The sequence below is a fragment of the Novosphingobium umbonatum genome (assembly GCF_004005905.1).
GTDB lineage: Bacteria > Pseudomonadota > Alphaproteobacteria > Sphingomonadales > Sphingomonadaceae > Novosphingobium > Novosphingobium umbonatum.
The window spans coordinates 50,330-68,390 of record NZ_SACO01000016.1; the positions used below are offsets into that span (position 1 = coordinate 50,330).

Annotated in this window: 14 protein-coding genes; 12 read left to right on the plus strand and 2 right to left on the minus strand. The window is 62.4% G+C overall.

The features are described from left to right. Positions 1 to 29 precede the first annotated feature (29 nt). Complete coding sequence (locus EOE18_RS16205) at positions 30 to 1,295, plus strand: spinster family MFS transporter (RefSeq protein WP_127711448.1); 1,266 nt, start codon at positions 30 to 32, stop codon at positions 1,293 to 1,295. Between the two features lie 29 nt (positions 1,296 to 1,324). On the opposite strand, the gene EOE18_RS16210 is transcribed toward EOE18_RS16205, so the two are convergent. Further along, positions 1,325 to 2,548: a nitrate/nitrite transporter gene (locus EOE18_RS16210; protein WP_127711450.1), complete on the minus strand. Its 1,224-nt coding sequence runs from the start codon at positions 2,546 to 2,548 to the stop codon at positions 1,325 to 1,327. 95 nt (positions 2,549 to 2,643) lie between these two features. Here EOE18_RS16210 and EOE18_RS16215 point away from each other — a divergent pair, with 95 nt between their 5' ends. The 11 genes from EOE18_RS16215 (at position 2,644) to cobA (ending at position 17,612) form a co-directional block, all read left to right on the plus strand. Further along, complete coding sequence (locus EOE18_RS16215) at positions 2,644 to 4,332, plus strand: bifunctional protein-serine/threonine kinase/phosphatase (RefSeq protein ID WP_127711452.1); 1,689 nt, start codon at positions 2,644 to 2,646, stop codon at positions 4,330 to 4,332. A gap of 223 nt (positions 4,333 to 4,555) precedes the next feature. Further along, complete coding sequence (locus EOE18_RS16220) at positions 4,556 to 5,134, plus strand: ANTAR domain-containing response regulator (protein ID WP_127711454.1); 579 nt, start codon at positions 4,556 to 4,558, stop codon at positions 5,132 to 5,134. A 1-nt stretch (position 5,135) separates the two neighbouring features. Then, the gene (locus EOE18_RS16225) at positions 5,136 to 6,353 is read left to right on the plus strand and encodes a CmpA/NrtA family ABC transporter substrate-binding protein (RefSeq protein WP_127711456.1); all 1,218 of its coding nucleotides are present in this window, start codon (positions 5,136 to 5,138) and stop codon (positions 6,351 to 6,353) included. A gap of 318 nt (positions 6,354 to 6,671) precedes the next feature. Then, on the plus strand, positions 6,672 to 7,967 hold the full coding sequence (locus EOE18_RS16230; RefSeq protein WP_127711458.1) for a CmpA/NrtA family ABC transporter substrate-binding protein: 1,296 nt from the start codon (positions 6,672 to 6,674) through the stop codon (positions 7,965 to 7,967). A gap of 13 nt (positions 7,968 to 7,980) precedes the next feature. After that, positions 7,981 to 8,931, plus strand: coding sequence for a nitrate ABC transporter permease (gene ntrB / locus EOE18_RS16235; RefSeq protein ID WP_127711460.1), 951 nt, complete (start codon positions 7,981 to 7,983; stop codon positions 8,929 to 8,931). 26 nt (positions 8,932 to 8,957) lie between these two features. After that, positions 8,958 to 9,758: an ABC transporter ATP-binding protein gene (locus EOE18_RS16240; protein WP_127711462.1), complete on the plus strand. Its 801-nt coding sequence runs from the start codon at positions 8,958 to 8,960 to the stop codon at positions 9,756 to 9,758. Positions 9,759 to 9,854: 96 nt separating this feature from the next. Next, on the plus strand, positions 9,855 to 11,147 hold the full coding sequence (locus EOE18_RS16245; protein ID WP_127711464.1) for an alginate export family protein: 1,293 nt from the start codon (positions 9,855 to 9,857) through the stop codon (positions 11,145 to 11,147). A 255-nt stretch (positions 11,148 to 11,402) separates the two neighbouring features. Continuing rightward, positions 11,403 to 13,895, plus strand: coding sequence for a nitrite reductase large subunit NirB (nirB, locus tag EOE18_RS16250; RefSeq protein ID WP_127711494.1), 2,493 nt, complete (start codon positions 11,403 to 11,405; stop codon positions 13,893 to 13,895). After that, positions 13,892 to 14,260 carry a nitrite reductase small subunit NirD gene (gene nirD, locus EOE18_RS16255; RefSeq protein WP_127711466.1) on the plus strand — a complete coding sequence of 123 codons (369 nt, stop codon included), beginning with the start codon at positions 13,892 to 13,894 and terminating at the stop codon, positions 14,258 to 14,260. Before nirB ends, nirD begins: the two co-directional genes overlap by 4 nt. Continuing rightward, positions 14,257 to 16,815, plus strand: coding sequence for a nitrate reductase (locus tag EOE18_RS16260; protein ID WP_127711468.1), 2,559 nt, complete (start codon positions 14,257 to 14,259; stop codon positions 16,813 to 16,815). The genes nirD and EOE18_RS16260 overlap by 4 nt, the downstream gene beginning before the upstream one ends. Next, positions 16,812 to 17,612, plus strand: a complete 801-nt coding sequence (cobA, locus tag EOE18_RS16265; RefSeq protein WP_127711470.1) for a uroporphyrinogen-III C-methyltransferase — start codon at positions 16,812 to 16,814, stop codon at positions 17,610 to 17,612. The genes EOE18_RS16260 and cobA overlap by 4 nt, the downstream gene beginning before the upstream one ends. On the opposite strand, the gene EOE18_RS16270 is transcribed toward cobA, so the two are convergent. Continuing rightward, positions 17,543 to 18,052: an SOS response-associated peptidase family protein gene (locus EOE18_RS16270; RefSeq protein ID WP_127711472.1), complete on the minus strand. Its 510-nt coding sequence runs from the start codon at positions 18,050 to 18,052 to the stop codon at positions 17,543 to 17,545. The two genes, cobA and EOE18_RS16270, sit on opposite strands and share 70 nt — an antisense overlap. Between the last annotated feature and the right edge of the window lie 9 nt (positions 18,053 to 18,061).

The window sequence follows — 18,061 nt, forward strand, 5'->3', positions numbered from 1 at the left end:
GCCATACCACGGCCAAAAGGGAGAGAAGCATGCGTGATGCCCCAACCGCCCCCGCGCAAGAGGCAAGGTTTAACCGGCGTCCGCCCTTTGTTCTGGCGATGCTTCTGGTGGTCTATACATTCAATTTTATCGACCGCCAGATCCTTGGCATTCTGGCTGGCCCAATCAAGGCCGATCTGCATCTTTCCGACACGCAATTGGGCGCTTTGGGCGGATTTGCCTTTGCCTTGCTCTATTCGACCATGGGCTTGCCGCTGGCTTGGCTGGCGGACCGGCGTGGGCGCACCAAAGTCATTGCGGCATCCCTGGCCATCTGGAGCGGCTTTACCGCGCTCTGCGGGCTTGTATCGGGATTTTGGGCGATGTTTGCATGTCGCCTTGGCGTCGGTGTGGGGGAGGCAGGCGGCGTGGCGCCCTCCTACGCGCTGATTTCCGACACTTTCCCGCCACAACAACGTGCAAGGGCCTTGGCCGTCTATTCCCTTGGCATCCCTTTGGGCTCTGCGGCGGGGATTCTGCTGGGCGGCTATGTGGCGGCGGCGGTCAACTGGCGTGCGGCCTTTCTGGCGGTGGGGCTGGCTGGTTTGGTCTTTACCCCGCTCTTCGCATGGCTGGTGCGTGATCCCAAACCCGCCAATCCCGCCGCCGCATCCGCCATGCGCGAAGTGCTGTCCATTCTGGCGCGCAAGCGCAGCTTCTGGCTGCTGGCTTTCGGCGCAGGTTCCTGTTCGATGATGGGTTATGGGCTCGCCTTTTGGCTCCCTTCGCTCATGCGGCGGTCATTCGGGCTGGATCTGGTGCAAACGTCCCAGTTTTTCGGGCTTTTGCTGCTGATTGGCGGCACGGTCGGGGTGATGGCGGGCGGCATTTTTGCCGATTGGCTGGGCGGGCGCAGCCGGTCCGCCTATGCGTGGTTGCCTGCGGTTTCGTTCCTGTTGGGCGTACCCTTGTTTGTCGCGGGGCTGTTTTCCGGTTCGGCGCAATGGGCGTTCTGGCTGTTCCTGATGCCGCAAGCCTTAGTCTATCTCTGGTTGGGGCCGGTTTTGACCGCGGTGCAGCATCTGGTGCCCGCCCCGATGCGCGCGACCGCTTCGGCCAGTTTCCTGTTGATCAACAATCTGATCGGGGTGGGGCTTGGCTCGCTTACTATCGGCAAATTGTCCGATTTGTTGACGCCAACGTATGGCGATGATGCCTTGCGCCACGCCATTTTGCTGGGGTTGGGTTTCTATCTTCTCGCCGCAGCACTGATGATGGCCGGTGGGCGATATCTGGCGCGGGAATGGGTGGAGTAAAGCCGCCATCCCCGCGCCACATTGCCCTATCAGATGCGCACGCCGCCAATCGCTGCGCCCCAGGTCGTGCGCCAGCGCTTCTTGACGCTGGACAGGCCCGCCAGAGCCACCAGCGCCAGTCCGGCAAAGATCAGGAAGCCGCTGGACATCGAGCCTGTCCATTGCTTGGCCAGACCCAGCGAGGAGGCGAGGTAGAAGCCGCCCACGCCGCCGCCAAAGCCGACAAGGCCGGTCATCACGCCGATTTCATGGCGAAAACGCTGGGGAACCAGCTGGAACACCGCGCCATTGCCCACGCCCAGCGTGGCCATCGTGGCGAAAAACAGCGGGAACATCGCGCCAAAGCTGATCGGAGCCTGCGAGATGATCACCAGCAGCACCGCGGCCAATGCATAGACGCCCGACAGGGTCTTGATGCCGCCAATGCGGTCGGCCAGCGCGCCGCCAAAGGGGCGCACCAGAGAACCAGCAAACACGCAAGCGGCGGTGGCATAGCCTGCCTGCACCGGCGTCATCGACAGTTCGGTGGTGAACCAGCTGGGCAGCGACCCCGACAGGCCGACAAAGCCGCCAAAGGTCACGCCGTAAAACAGGATGAACCACCAGGCATCGCCCTCGGCCAACATTTTGAAATAACCGGCAATATACTGACCCAAGGGCTTGGGTTTGGGCTGGTTGGGGCTATCCTTGGCCAGCAGCACAAAGGCGATGAACACCAGCACGGCCGGAATGGTGGCCAGCGCCAGCACGTTGCTCCAGCCAAAGGCCTTGGCCAGCAAAGGCGCGAAAAGTGCGGCCAGCACGGTGCCCGAATTGCCCATGCCAGCAATGCCCATCGCTTTGCCTTGATGCTGGGGCGGATACCAGCGGCCCGCCAAGGGCAAAGCCACGGCGAAAGAGGCGCCCGCAAAGCCAAGCACCACGCCGACCAGAATCAGCGCTTCCATCGAGTTCACACCCATGGCCCATGCGGCCAGCAGGCCTGCAATCACCACGATCTGGCTGATAATGCCGGTCACTTTCTGGCCGATCCGGTCGGCAAGGAAACCGTTGACCAGACGTAGCACCGCGCCCGCCAAAGTGGGCACAGCCACCACAAAACCCTTTTGCGCGGGGCTGAGCGCCAGCGCCTTGGAAAAGATCGGTGCCAGCGGGCCAAGCAGGTTCCAGACCATGAAGGCCACGTCGAAATAAAGGAAGGCCATGATCAGCGTGGGCCGATGGCCGGATTGCCAGAAGGTTTTCTCAGTCATGGAAGCGAACTCCGGTGCGAAGGTGTTTTTAGCGTCTTGACGGCTTGCCTGACCAGCGCCCCAATCGCGTGTGTATGCGAGAGGGGCCAAAAGCCATGCGTGAAGAGGGCAGATTGTGGGCAGCGGCCGGTGTGGCCAGCGAATGCGGCCCGCGTGCCAATAATCAGGATTTTGCAGGGGTTTACCTTGCCAGCGAAACCGAGCGGATGCGGCGTGGCATGGTGGCCGCGCTGGCCGACGGGGTCAGCGGCGGGCAGGGAGGGCGCGAGGCGGCCGAACTGGCCGTGCGCAGCCTGATCGAGGGTTATTACGCGCAAAGCGATTCGATTGGCGTGGCCGCAGCGGTGCATCGCGTGATGGCGCCCTACAACCGCTGGCTGGCCGCGATGGGGCGGGGCGAGACTTTGGCTCATGCTGCCACCACTTTCACCGCATTGGTCCTTCGCGGGCGTCGCGTGCATGTTTGCCATGTGGGGGACAGCCGCGCCTGGTTGCTGCGCGAAGGGCGGCTGCAGTTGATCACGACCGACCATACCCACGCCCATCCCGACCGCCGCCATATCCTGCTGCGCGGACTGGGGCTGGAGGAGCAGTTGCGGCTTGACCATCACCAGTTGGAGCTGACCGAGCATGACCGGTTGCTGTTGACCAGCGATGGCGTGCATGGCGTGTTGAACGCGCGAAAAATCGAGAAAATTCTGAGCCAACGCCATTCGGCTCAGGCTGATGCGCAGGCTTTGGTCGATGCTGCGCTGGCCGCAGGGGGGCAGGATAATGCCACCGCGCTGGTGCTGGATGTGGTGAGCCTGCCCGCGCTGGGCCATGATGCGATTGCGGGTGATATGGCGCGCCTGCCTCTGCTGCCGCCGCCGGTGGAGGGGGAAAGCGTGGATGGTTTCCGCCTCGACAAGCTGTTGGCCGAGGGGCGCAGCACCAGCCTTTTCCTTGCCCATGACACGGTCGGCGGGGCGCAGGTGGTGGTTAAATTTCCCAAGCCCAGTCTTTTGTCCGACCATGCCGCGCGCGCGGCCTTCACCCGTGAAATGCTGGTGGCAAGCCGCGTGAGCAGCCCCTTTGTCGGCGGCAGCATTCCTGTGCCGCAGGACCGCCAGACGCGGCTGTATGGCGTGCAGCCCTATTATGCGGGCGTGACCTTGGAACAGCGTCTGGCCTCGCCTCTGGGACTGGAGGAGGCTCTCGCTATTGCGGTGAAACTGACCCGCGCGGTCGCGGCCTTGCATCGGCAGGGCATCATCCATCGCGATATCAAACCGGACAATGTGATCCTGACCGAGGATGGCGGGCTGAAGCTGATCGATCTGGGCGTAGCGCGCCTGCCGCGTATCGAGGAGGCGATCGTCGAGGAAATCCCCGGCACGCCGGGCTATCTGGCGCCCGAAATGTTCGACGGCGAACAGGGCAGCGAGGCGAGCGACCAATTCGCGCTGGGGGTTACCCTGTGGCGCCTGTTCACCCGCCACTGGCCCTTTGGCGAGCCGGAACCGTTCAGCCGTCCGCGTTTCCGCCAACCGGCCTCGCCCAGCAAGCGTCGCCCCGAATTGCCCGCATGGCTGGATGCCGCCTTGATGCAGGCGGTGGCCGTGGAGCCCTCGGCAAGGTTTGGCGATGTGGTGGAATTGCTGCGCGCGCTGGAGGGCGGAGCGGCCGTAGAGCGGGTGGCCTTGCGCCCGTTGCCCTTGATCGAGCGCCATCCGGTCGCCTTTTGGAAAGGCGTTAGCGCGTTGCTTTTCGCCGCTTTTCTGGTGGCGGTGATCTGGCGGTGAAGGGGGGGGCAGGACAGGCAAGGGGGCAGCTCCGTAAATCGGGCGGCGCCTTTGCCGGAAGAGAATCGAAAAGGTTTCAAGCCAGCTCCACGCCTTTGCAGAGCAGCTATTGCCTCCCTCATGCCGCCAAGCGCGGGGTGATGCAAGGGGCAAAACTCACGCTATGGGCTGCCAAACAGAAAGCCTCTTGCCAATCGTTCGCCCTCTGCCCACCCTTGCGCCCATGCGTGTAGCGATCATCGATGAGAGCGCCGTTCGCGCCAGCGTCATGCAAGACGGGCTGGCCGAATTGGGCGATTGCGAGATTTTCGTCGTGACGGAACGGCGGGGATTGGTGCGTCGTATTTCCGAGATAGACCCTGATATCGTGCTGATGGATCTGGGAAATCCCAGTCGAGACGTGCTGGAGGAGTATTTCGCGGTTAGTCGCGCCTTGGCTCGGCCCATTGCCATGTTTGTCGATGAAACCGACGAGGAATCCATCGGCGCCAGCATTGATGCGGGTGTTTCGGCTTATGTGGTGGACGGCTTCGCCCAGCATCGCATCCGCTCGATCCTCGATCTGGCCATTCGCCGGTTTCATGCCTTTTCGCGCCTACAAACCGATCTCGCCGATGCACGCAGCAAATTGGCCGAGCGTGAGGCAGTGGACGCAGCCAAGCGCATCCTGATGCAGAGCAGGGGGCTGAGCGAGCCGCAAGCCTATGCCGAATTGCGCAAGACCGCGATGAATCAGGGGCGCCGTCTGGTGGACATTGCCGAAGCGGTGGTGACGGCACAAAAATTGATGGGAGGCGTTTGAAATGGCCACCAAATTTTCGATCGGTTTTCTGCCGCTGGTGGATGCCGCGCTGCCCATTCTGGCGCATGAGCACGGCTTTGCGACGGATGAAGGGCTAAGCCTGCATCTGGTCAAGGATGTCAGCTGGGCGACCGTGCTCGACCGGCTGCTGTATGGCCATACCGATGCTGCGCATATGGTCGCGCCTTTGGCGATTGCCACGACGTTGGGGCGCGGGCGTCCGGCCCAGCCTTTGGCGGTGCCTTTCGTGCTGGGGCTCAATGGTAATGCCATCACCATGCGGCCCGAACTGGCGGCGCAAGTGTGCCCGACAGGGGGGCTGGGGGAACCGGCCAAGGTGGGGGCGGCCTTGCGGGATGTCGCCTTGGCGCGCAAGGCGGCGGGTGATCCTTTGCGTTTTGGCGTGGTCCATCGCTATTCCAGCCATAATTACATGCTGCGCTACTGGCTGGCCGCTTGCGGCATCCGGCCCGACGAGGACGTAGAGATTTCGACGGTTCCGCCCCCTTTCTGCGCCGATGCGCTGGAGGCGGGCGAGGTGGATGCCATTTGCGTTGGCGAGCCATGGAACAGCGTGGCGGTGGAACGCGGCGCGGGAGTGATCGTTCTGGCTACCGCGCAAATCTGGCGGCGCGGGGTGGAAAAGGTTCTGGCCATGCGCGAGCCGGTGATGGCCGAGCGGCGCGAGGAAGTGGAGGCTTTGGTGCGGGCCCTGCACCGTGCTGCGCAGCAATTCATTGATCCGGAAGCCTTACTGGACAATGCTGCCATTCTGGCCCGCGCCGAATATCTCGATGGCAATGTCGATTTGATCCAGCGCGCGCTGGCCGATCGTCTGTTGCTTCATCGCGGAGGGGATCTGGTCCATTACCCCGATTTCATGTTCCAATACCGTGAAGTCGCCAATTTCCCATGGGTCAGTCAGGCGCAATGGCTATACACCCAGATGTTGCGTTGGGACGGTTCGGCCTATAGCGAAACGGATGCGGCGGCGGCGGGCAGGGTGTTCCGCCCTGATGTCTACCGCAGCGCCATGATGGGCAGCGAGGCGCCTTTGCCCGGTGCCTCCTCCAAGGTCGAGGGCAGCTTGCATCAGCCGATGGTTGTCGGAACGCAGCAGGGCGCGATAACTCTGGGCGGAAATGCCTATTTTGATGGACGTTTCTTCGATCCGGATCAGATGTATGAGTATATCCAACAGGACTTATACGCCAAATAGCGTATAACTTGCCGCAGTGCACAAGAAGCGCTTGCGGAATCGGCGGGCCCTGACTTAGCTTCACATCCATGGTTCAGGAGGGAAGCACCAAGGACGGGGCTTTTCCGCTGAGGGGACCAAACAGCAATTTTACGTGGCAACGAAGCCGCCCGATCTGTTCCAATTGAGGAAGCGGATCGAGGCGGTTTTTTGCGTTTTGGGCTTTGGCTTGGCGAATGGCGCGCGATGGCGCGCTTTCCGCAACGAGATCCTGTGTCCGAAAACTGCGTGCGATGGCTGGGCATGCCCCAAGGCGATTTTAAACAGGGATGTGGGACAATGGCACAAGATGACGTTTCCGACCGCAACCGCACGGTTTTCAACCGGCGCAGCCTGCTCAAGACCGGCGCTGGCGTAGCCGCTGCCGCTCTGGGTGAGGGCCTGTTGTCGGCACCCGCGCTGGCCGCTGGTGGTCCGCCCGAGGTGAAGGGCGCCAAGCTGGGCTTTATCGCACTGACGGACGCCGCGCCTTTGATTGTGGCCAAGGAATTGGGCCTGTTTGCCAAATATGGCATGCCCGATGTGCAATTGGTGAAGCAGGCCAGCTGGGGCGCCACGCGCGACAATCTGGTGCTGGGCAGCGGTGGCGGCGGCATTGATGGCGCGCATCTGCTGACCCCTATGGCCTATTTCCTGACCTTGGGCGTACAGGCCCGCACCACGCCGATGAGCATTCTGGCCCGCCTCAACACCAATGGGCAGGGCATTTCGGTCGACAAGGAATATCTGGCGGCCAAGGCCGACCTTAACGCTGGCAAGATGAAGGGCATTATCGCCCAGAAAAAGGCCAGCGGCAAAAAGATCACCATGGCGATGACCTTCCCCGGCGGCACGCATGACCTGTGGATCCGCTATTGGCTGGCCGCTGGTGGTATTGATCCGGACAAGGATGTGGACCTGATCACCGTGCCGCCTCCGCAGATGGTGGCCAATATGAAGGCGGGCACGATGGACGCCTTCTGCGTGGGTGAACCATGGAATGCGCAATTGGTGGACCAGAAGCTGGGCTATACGGCGGTTTCCACCGGCCAGATGTGGATGAACCACCCCGAAAAGAGCTTTACCATGCGCGCCGATTGGGTGGCCGCGCATCCCAATGCTGCCATTGCCATTACCGCCGCCATTATCGAGGCGCAGAAATGGGCCGATAATCCCGCCAATGTCAGCCGTCTGGCGATGATGATCTCGGGCCGAGATTACCTGAAGGTTCCGGTGGGCGATATTGCGAGCCGTCTGCAGGGCAATTTCGCCATGGGTGACGGGCGCAACATTCCCAATGCGCCGTTCAGGATGAAGTTCCTCGCCAACCATGCCTCCTTCCCCTTCAAGAGCCATGATCTGTGGTTCCTGGTGGAAAACCAGCGCTGGGGCAAATTGCCGATGAACCTCAACCGCGGGGCCACCATCGCCAAGGTCAACCGCGCCGATATCTGGCGCGCGGCGGCGGCCAAGGTGGGCGGCGTGCCAGTGCCTCCGGGCGACAGCCGTGGGCCCGAACGCTTCTTTGACGGCAAGGTCTTCGATCCAGGCAAGCCTGACGCCTATCTGGCCAGCCTGGGCATCAAGCGCGTTTAAGGGAGGATAAGCGATGGCCACCGCGCCCGAAACCATCACTCCGCCGGCGGAAAACGCCCCATCTTCTGCCGGTGGAGAAGCGGTCATCCTGCGCTATCCCGCTTCGGCCATTGTCCGAAAGGTATTGCCTGTGATGACCGCCCCCCGCCATCCGGTGTTGATCCGGTTGCAGGCGCTGGCCTCGACCGTGCTGCCTACGGTGATGATGTTGGCCATTCTGTTGCTGGCATGGTCCATGGCCTGCAGCAGCCCGGAATCCGCGCTGCCCAGCCCGGGCAAGGTGTGGGAGGAATCGCATGAGGTGATCATGCATCCGCTCAAGGGCGTGGAGTTCCACGGACTGGTGCCCGACATTCAGGACGGCGGCGATGTGGGCATCGGTGGCCATATCATGAAGTCGCTGGCCCGCGTGCTCAAGGGCTATACGCTGGCTGCCGTGGTCGGCGTGGCGCTGGGCATGTTGGTGGGGACCAACAAATATGCCTTCCGCGCGCTGGACCCGCTGTTTCAGGTGTTGCGCACCGTGCCGCCGCTGGCATGGTTGCCGATCAGTCTTGCCATGTTTCAGGAAGCCCAGCCCTCGGCCATCTTCCTGATCTTTGTGACGGCGATCTGGCCGATCATCATGAACACGGCGGTGGGCGTGCAGAATATCCCTTCGCAATATCGCAATGTGGCCAAGGTTCTGGCGCTCAATCCGGCGGAATATTTCATCCGTATCGTGCTGCCCGCCTGCGTGCCGCACATGTTCACTGGCCTGCGCATCGGCGTTGGCATGAGCTGGCTGGCGATCGTGGCGGCCGAGATGGTGCAGGGCGGCACGGGTATCGGCTTCTTCATCTGGGATAGCTACAATAGCTCGCTGCTGTCCGACACGATTGTCGCTCTGGTTTGGATTGGCGTCGTCGGCTTTGCGCTTGACCGGATCGTGGGCCTGATTGGCCGCCTGATCGCCCGTTCCTGATCGCCTATACCCAAAGGATAGTTTCCATGAAGCAACGTTCCTATCTCGCGCTGGAAGGCATCACGGTGGAATTCCCCACCAAATCCGGCCCCTTTTGCGCGCTCGACAAGGTGGACCTCAATATTGAAAAGGGCCAGTTTGTTGCACTGATCGGCCATTCGGGTTGCGGCAAGTCCACGCTTCTCAACGCCGTGGCGGGGCTGAACACGCCGACCAAGGGTGTGATCTTTCTGGATGGCGAAGTGATTGACCGCCCCGGCCCGGACCGCGCCGTGGTGTTTCAGGACCATTCGCTGCTGCCTTGGCTGACGGTGGAGGAAAATGTTGCGCTGGCCGTGTCCAAAACCGCACAGGGCAAGAGCCGCAATGAACAGCGCGACTGGGTGATGCATAATCTGGAACTGGTGCAGATGGCCCATGCCGCCAAGAAGCGCCCCGGCGAGATTTCGGGCGGTATGAAGCAACGTGTGGGCATTGCCCGCGCCATTGCCATGCAGCCCCGCGTCTTGCTGATGGACGAGCCTTTCGGCGCGCTGGACGCTCTGACCCGTGCGGCTTTGCAGGACGTGGTGATGGACCTGCAGGCGCGGCTCAACAACACCGTGTTGATGATCACCCATGACGTGGACGAGGCGGTGCTTTTGTCCGATCGCGTGGTGATGATGACCAATGGTCCGGCGGCCCGCATCGGGCAGGATCTGGCGGTCGATCTGCCCCGTCCGCGTGGACGCCTGAGCGTGATCGATCTGCCCGCCTATGCCGATGCGCGCAGCGAGATCATCCACTTCCTGCACGAGCGTTATCGCAATCCTTCGCTCGCCGCCTGATTTTCCGCCAATTTTGCCCAGAACAGAACACCCGCGATGACGGGAAGGGGAGAGGATCGCCTGCAAGTCAGGGATTCAAACATGAGGGGACAAGCCATGTTACGTTATTTGCTGGCCACCGCGCCAATCGCTTTATTGGCCACCAATGCCCAGGCCGCTGATGCTCCCAAGAAGCAATTTGGTGATCCGGTCGCTTTTGCCGATGGCATGACGCTGGACCCCATTCTGGACGCGCGTCTGCGCTGGGAAAATGTGGACCGTCCGACGGCTTCGGACGCGGATGCTGTGACCTTGCGTGTCCGCGCTGGTGCGGAAATCAAGGACAAGTCCACCGGCCTTTCGGCTTTGTTCGAAGGCGCGGGCACGGTGGCTCTGGGCCGCAGCTATGACGCCTTTCCCTATGTGAATGCCGCCAGCAATCAGGATCGCAACAGCCATGCCGTGATCCCCGATCCGGAAAATGCGGCGATCAACCGCTTGCAAATCGGCTATCAGAACAAGATTTTCGGCCTGACCGTCGGACGCCAGCGCATCACGCTGGACGATCAACGCTTTGTTGGCGCGCTGGCATGGCGTCAGAACGAGCAGACCTTTGATGCGGCCCGCGCCACGGTCAATTATGGCCCGATCTCGCTGGACGGCACCTATGCCAAGAGCCAGCGCACCGTGTTTGGCAATGATGGCGGCGCGCGCAAGGCCTATAATGGCCAGTTCATCTTCCTCGGCGCGGGCTACAAACACAAGCTGGGTCAGGTGAAGGGCTTTGCCTATCTGCTTGATTACGACAAGACCGCCTTTTCCAACGCCGCCGCGCGTAGCACGCTGGATAGTTCGCAAACCTATGGCGCACGCTTCGTCACCGCCCCGTATAAGTTCGGCAAGACCGTCAGCCTCAACCTGACCGGCAGCTATGCCAAGCAGCGCGAATATGGCAACAACACCAAGGCCTATCAGGTGGAATATCTGGCGGGCGAGGGCAATTTGACCATGGGCAACCATATGGTCACGGTCGGCTATGAAGAGCTGGGCGCCAGCACCAAGGCCGCCAATGGCACCTGGTCGTTCCAGACCCCGATGGCGCTGCTGCACAAGTTCAACGGCACGGCCGACATGTTCCTGACCACGCCTGCCAATGGTTTGCGCGACAGCTATGTCGGGCTTTCGGGCAAGTTTCCCAAGGTCAAGGCTTTACCCGGCCTGAATTACAGCGCCAGCTATCACCTGTTCGGTTCGGACGTGAAAAGCACCAAATATGGCAATGAGTTCGACGCCCAGATCGGCTTCAAGACCCGCAAGATCAACTGGCTGGTGAAATATGCCGATTATCAGGCCAAGGGCTTTGGTGTGGATACCAAAAAGTTCTGGCTCCAGGCCGAATACGCCTTCTGATTTGCGTGATTGCATCGCTGCCCGTCAAAATCTCTTGCAGATTGGCATCGATGCGCTATTCTAAGGGCAATCGGTGCCGGATTCTCCACCCAAAGTCGGGTGGCATGGCAAAGAATCACCGGCCCACTATCCCCATCATGCGTGGCAATGCAGCCGCCTCGAACCAGCCCCTTCGCTTGGGCCGGATCGTGGCGGCTTTTTGCATTGCCTCGCGCAAAGCTAGGAGTGAATGCGGTGAATGCGCCCAATCCAGACATGGCTGCCCAAGGCCTGAACGGTGCCCGCGAAAGGCTGGTGGTGATTGGCAATGGCATGGCCGGTTGCCGCGCGGTGGAGGAAATCCTTGCCCGCGACGCCACACGCTATGCCATCACCATTTTCGGCGCCGAGCCGCGGGTCAATTACAACCGTATCATGCTTTCCCCCGTGTTGGCGGGCGAGAAGGCGTTTGAAGACATCATCATCAACACGCAGGAATGGTATGATGCCAATGGTATCACGCTGGTTTCGGGCGATGCGGTGGTGTCGATCGATCGGGCGACCTGCACGGTCACCAGCGCTTCGGGGCGGGTGGAGGCCTATGACCGGCTGTTGATCGCCACGGGTTCGGAACCTTTTATCATTCCGGTGCCGGGCAAGGATCTGGAAGGCGTGGTGGCTTTCCGCGATCTGGACGATGTGGACAAGATGCTGGCGGCGGCGGATAAGGGCGGTGACGCTGTGGTGATCGGCGGCGGCCTCTTGGGTCTGGAAGCGGCTCATGGCCTGTCCTTGCGCGGTATGAAGGTCACGGTGATCCATCTGATGCCCACGCTGATGGAGCGCCAACTGGACGAGGCTGCGGGCTTCCTGCTGAAGAGCGAATTGGAACGCCGGGGCCAGACGATCCTGACCGGCGCGGACACCGCCGAGATCATCGGCGAGGGCGGCAAGGTTGCCGGCGTTCGCCTGAAAGACGGGCGCGAGATTGCCGCCAGCATTGTGGTGATGGCGGTGGGTATTCGCCCCTCGACCGCACTGGCCAAGTCGGCAGGTTTGACGGTGGAACGCGGCATTGTGGTCGATGATCACATGGTCACCAGCGATCCGGCGATCCTGTCGGTGGGCGAATGTGTGCAGCATCGCGGCACCTGCTATGGTCTGGTTGCGCCCTTGTGGGATATGTGCCGCTCCTTGGCCGAAGGGGCTACCGGCGGTGAGGCGCCCTATTCAGGCTCGGTCACCAGCACCAAGCTCAAGGTTTCGGGCATCGACCTGTTCTCGGCCGGTGATTTTTCCGGCGGCGAGGGCTGCGAAGACATCGTGATGCGCGATGCCGCACGCGGCATTTACAAGCGCGTGGTGGTCAAGGACAACCGCCTGATCGGCGCGGTGCTTTATGGCGATACCGCCGATGGCAGCTGGTATTTCGACCTGTTGAAGCGCGAGGAAGACATTTCCGACATCCGCGAAGCCCTGATCTTTGGTCAGGCCTTTGCCCAGGGCGGAGGTGCCCTTGCGGACCCTAATGCGGCCGTTGCGGCGCTCTCGGACGATGCCGAGATTTGCGGCTGCAACGGCGTGACCAAGGGCAAGGTGGTGGACACGATTCTGGGCGGGGCTTGCTCGCTCGATATGGTGCGCAGCCAATGCAAGGCTTCGGCTTCCTGCGGTAGCTGCACGGGGCTGGTGGAAAGCCTGCTGGCGCTGACCTTGGGGGATGAGGTCAAATCCGGCCCCAAGACCATGTGCAAATGCACCAGCTTCAGCCATGACGACGTGCGCCGCCAGATCGTGGAAAAGGAGCTGAAGGCGATCCCTGCGGTGATGCAGGCGTTGACATGGAAGACGCCCGATGGCTGCGCTTCCTGCCGTCCGGCGCTCAACTATTACCTGCTTTGCGCATGGCCGGGCGAATATGTGGACGATCAGAAGAGCCGCTTCGTCAACGAGCGTATGCATGCCAATATCCAGAAGGATGGCACCTATTCGGTGGTGCCGCGCATGTGGGGCGGGGTGACTACGCCGAACGAACTGCGCGCCATTGCCGATGCGGCGGACAAATATGAAGCGCGTCTGGTGAAAGTGACCGGCGGCCAGCGGATCGACCTTTTCGGGATCAAGAAGGAGGATCTGCCCGCGATCTGGGCCGATCTCAATGCGGCGGGGATGGTGTCGGGCCATGCCTATGGCAAGAGCTTGCGCACGGTCAAAACCTGCGTTGGTTCCGAATGGTGCCGGTTCGGTACGCAGGATTCTACCGGCCTTGGCATCAAGACCGAGCAGATGACCTGGGGCAGCTGGATGCCGCACAAGTTCAAGATCGCCGTGTCGGGTTGCCCGCGCAATTGCGCCGAGGCGACGATCAAGGACTTTGGCGTGATCTGCGTGGATTCAGGCTATGAACTGCATGTGGGCGGCAATGGCGGCATCCATCTGCGCGGCACGGATCTGTTGTGCAAGGTGGAGACGGAAAGCCAAGCGCTCGATATGTGTGCGGCCTTTATCCAGCTTTACCGCGAACAGGCATGGTATCTGGAACGCACCGCGCCATGGATCGAACGCGTCGGTTTGGACTATGTCAAAGCCCAGCTGCTCGATGATCCCGAAGCGGTAAGCCGTCTGGCCGCCCGTTTCCGCTATTCGCAGCAATTCATGCAGGACGATCCATGGGCGCGTCGCGCCGCCGGTGAAGATGCCGAGTTGCACCAGCATCTGGCCGAGTTCCGTCCCTTTCCCAAACCCCGCCTGCTGGAGAATGCACAATGATCGGCGCCCCTGTCACTGGTGAATGGATCGACATCGGGCCCGTCACGCAAATTAGCCCCGGCAATGCCCGCACTCTGCCCGTTCAGGGGGGCGAGGAGATCGCCATTTTCCACACGATGGACAATCAGTTCTATGCGCTGGTCAACAAATGCCCGCATAAGCATGGCCCGCTGAGCCAGGGGATCGTGCATGGCACGGTGGTGACCTGCCCGCTGCATAGCTGGAACATCAGCCTCAAGACCGGCGAGGCGCAGGGGGATGACAAGGGTTGTGTGCCGACCATCCCCGTCCGCGTGGATGCGGGGCGCATCTATCTGCTGCGTGAGGCTTTGGTAACCGCCCGCGCGCCGGAGAAGGCTGCATGAGCGAGCGCGTGATCCGCACCACTTGCGCCTATTGCGGCGTGGGCTGCGGGATCACCGCCCAGGTGGCGGGGCCTGCGCCTTTTGCAGGAGGAGAGGCGCGGCGCCCCGTCACCATCACCGGCGACAAAGCCCATCCTGCCAACCATGGCCGCCTGTGTTCCAAGGGGACACATCTGGCCGAAACCATGGGGCTGGAGGGGCGTTTGCTGCACCCGATGCTGCATGGGAAACGCAGCAATTGGGGCGAGGCGCTGGATGAAGTGGCGCTGCGTTTGCGCGAGACGATCGAGCAGCATGGCCCCGATGCGGTCGGTTTCTATGTTTCGGGCCAATTGCTGACCGAGGACTATTACGTTGCCAACAAGCTGATGAAAGGCTTCATCGGCAGCGGCAATATCGACACCAATTCCCGCCTGTGCATGGCCAGCGCGGTGGCCGCCCATAATCGAGCCTTTGGCGAGGATGTGGTGCCGGTGTCCTATACAGATCTGGATGAGGCCGATCTGATCCTGCTGGTGGGCAGCAACACCGCATGGTGCCATCCGGTGATTTGGCAAAGGATCGAGGCGGCCCGCTCTGCGCGTGGCACCAAGATTGTGGTGATCGATCCCCGCCGCACCGAAACCGCCGAACAGGCCGACCTGCATGTGGCCGTGGCGCCCGATGGGGACGTGGCGCTGTTCAACGCGCTGCTGGCCGAGATGGATGCGCGCGGTCTGGCTGGCGCGGCGGGTGTTTTGCCGCAGGATCTGGCCTGTGATGCGGGCGTTCTGCCTGAACAATTTGCCGCGCTGGCCGATCTGGTTGCCGCCCATCCGCGCATGGTCACGGTCTTTTCCATGGGCGCCAACCAGTCCGTCGGCGGCACGGATAAGGGCAATGCGATCATCAACCTGCATCTGGCCATGGGCCGGATCAATGATGTGGGCATGGGCCCTTTCAGCATGACCGGCCAGCCCAATGCCATGGGCGGGCGGGAAGTTGGCGGGCTGGCCAATATGCTGGCCTGCCATCTGGGCTTTTCGCCCGCAGAATTGCGCGATGTGGCGGCCTATTGGAACACGGCCAATATTTGCACCGGCCCTGGCCTGAAGGCGGTGGAGATGTTCCGCGCGGTGCATGAGGGGCGGATCAAGTTCCTTTGGGTGATGGCCACCAATCCGGCGGTTTCCATGCCCGATTCCGGCTTTGTGCGTGAAGCTTTGGCGCGTTGCCCCACGGTGGTGGTGTCCGAAGCGATTGCCGATACCGATACCACCCGTTTCGCCCATATCCTGTTGCCCGCCCATGCTTGGGGGGAAAAGGATGGCACGGTGACCAATTCGGAGCGCCGCATCAGCCGCCAGCGTGCCTTGTTGCCTGCCCCCGGAGAGGCCAAGGCGGATTGGTGGATCATGGGGCAGGTGGCGCAGCGTCTGGGCTGGAGCGATGCCTTCGCTTTTAACTCCCCCGCTGCGATCTGGCGCGAATATGCCGGTATGACTGCGCTGGCGGTGGCGCGTGGCAAGGCGCTGGATTTGACCACCTATGCGCAGCTGTCCGATGAGGAATATGAAGCGCTGGAGCCGTTCCAATGGGGCGGCGCCTATCCCATGGCGGGGCGGGCGATGCAACTGGTTCCCGTGCAGCCGTTGACGCCCAAGGCGATGGATGCGGCCTTCCCGCTGCGGCTCAACACGGGGCGTTATCGCGACCAATGGCATACGATGACGCGCACCGGTTATGCGCCCACTTTGGCGCAGCATCGGCGTGAGGCTTTGCTGGAAGTGCATCCTGACGATGCGGTGCTTTACGGGCTGGCCGATGGCGGACTGGCGCGGGTTGTGACCGCTTCGGGCGCGGCGGTGTTTCGCGTGGGCCTTGCCGAAGGGCAGCGGCGCGGGGATGTCTTTGTGCCCATGCATTGGACCGATGTGATGGCGGGCGGGGCGCGGGCCAATCTCTTGCCCGATCAGAGGCGCGACCCCGTGTCCGGCCAACCCGGTTTCAAAAACACGCCTGCCCGCGTCGAGCCGGTCAGCAGCGCATGGCGCGGTTTCCTGTTGCGCCGCGATGTGGTGGCGCCCGAAGGGCTGGCCTGGTGGAGCCGTTCGGCGGTGAAGGGTGGCTGGCTCTATGAACTGGCCGGTGACGATGCCGTGCCAGTCGACGCCCTGTTGCCTGCGGGCGAGAGGATGGAAGTGGCCGATGTGGTGCGCGGCATGCGCCGGATCGCGATGCGCGGGGCAGGGGGCGGTCTGGAGGCGGCTCTGTTCATCACCCGCAGCGGCACTTTGCCCGCGCGGGACTGGATCGCGGGGCAACTCTCCAGCGAGGATGGCGATCCCATGGCGTGGCTGGCGGGCCGTTCCAGCACGCCGGCGCCCGATTGCGGGCCGATGGTTTGCGTGTGCCATGGCGTGGGCGAAAAACAGATTACCCGCGCGATCGAGGAAGGCGCGACAAGTGTTGCCGCGATTGGCAAGGCCACTTGCGCTGGCACCAATTGCGGATCGTGTCGACCGGCTTTGGCCAAATTGCTGGCTGTCACCCTTGCGAAGGAGCCTGCGGAATGAGCGAAGATTTTCCCAAGGGTTTGGTCTGGCTGGTGGGTGCGGGGCCGGGGGATCCCGAATTGCTGACGCGCAAGGCTGAAAGGCTGATCCGCGCCGCCGATGTGGTCTTTTACGATGCGCTGGTGGGCGAGGGCGTGTTGGCGCTGGCCCGTGCCGATGCAAGGCTGGTGAGCGTGGGCAAGCGTTCGGGGCGCCATAGCAAGGCGCAGGGCAGCATCAATGATCTGCTGGTCGAGGCCGGTTTGGCTGGGCATCGCGTGGTGCGGTTGAAAGGGGGCGATCCCTCGATCTTCGGGCGCAGCGCGGAGGAAATGGCGGCCTTGGCGCAGGCGGGCCTGCCTTTCCGCATTTGCCCCGGTATCACCACCGCCAGCGCGGCGGCGGCCAGCGGGCAAAGCTCGCTGACCCTGCGCGGGACGGCACGGGGGATCACGCTGCTGACCGCGCATGTGCGGGCGGGCGAGGCTTTGGCGCTCGATTGGGCGGCTCTGGCCCAGCCTCAGGGCACTTTGGGCATTTATATGGGGCGAGCGGCGGCAGGCGAGGTGGCGCGGCAATTGATCGCGGCGGGGCGTGATCCGCAAACGCCGGTGATGGTGGCGGTCAATGTCTCGCGCCCCGATGAAAGGTTGATCCGTGGCCAATTGCACGCGCTGGCCTTTCTGGTCGCCACGATCAGCGATGATGACCCGACGCTGCTGTTGATTGGCGAGGCGGTGGCGGCACCTCAGGCCGAGGCGGCGCTGCCCACCAGTTTGCGCGCCAGTTTAAAATCGGCATGCAGCCAGATGTCATAGGTTTCAGGCGTTAACAACAAGGGCATCGGTTGGCCCTCGCCGCAGGTGATGATGGCAAAGCTGGGGATCTCGCTATCGCGCCACAGGCCCGCGCAGGCGAAAACGGGCTGGTCGGTGGCGGTGAACCATTCGCCGCGCCGCAAAAAGCCGGTCATCGGCACAAGGCAGCGGAACTGGGTGTGGCGCAGATTGCCGATCCAGAAAGGGCTGTCCAGATTGCGCACAAAGGGCACCACATAGGGATCGCGGGCATTGGGCGGCGGCGGCACGCCCCACAGGCGCGGCACCAGATGGCGGCCCTTTTCGCGGTTGCTGACCACCACCGGCACGTAAGAGGCAGGGCTGACCTGCCCGCCCGGCCAGACATCGCCCGCTACATCGGCGCGCAGGCTTTGCGCGATCTGGGCGGCGGTGGCTTCAAGGCGATAGGCGGCGGACATGATCTATGC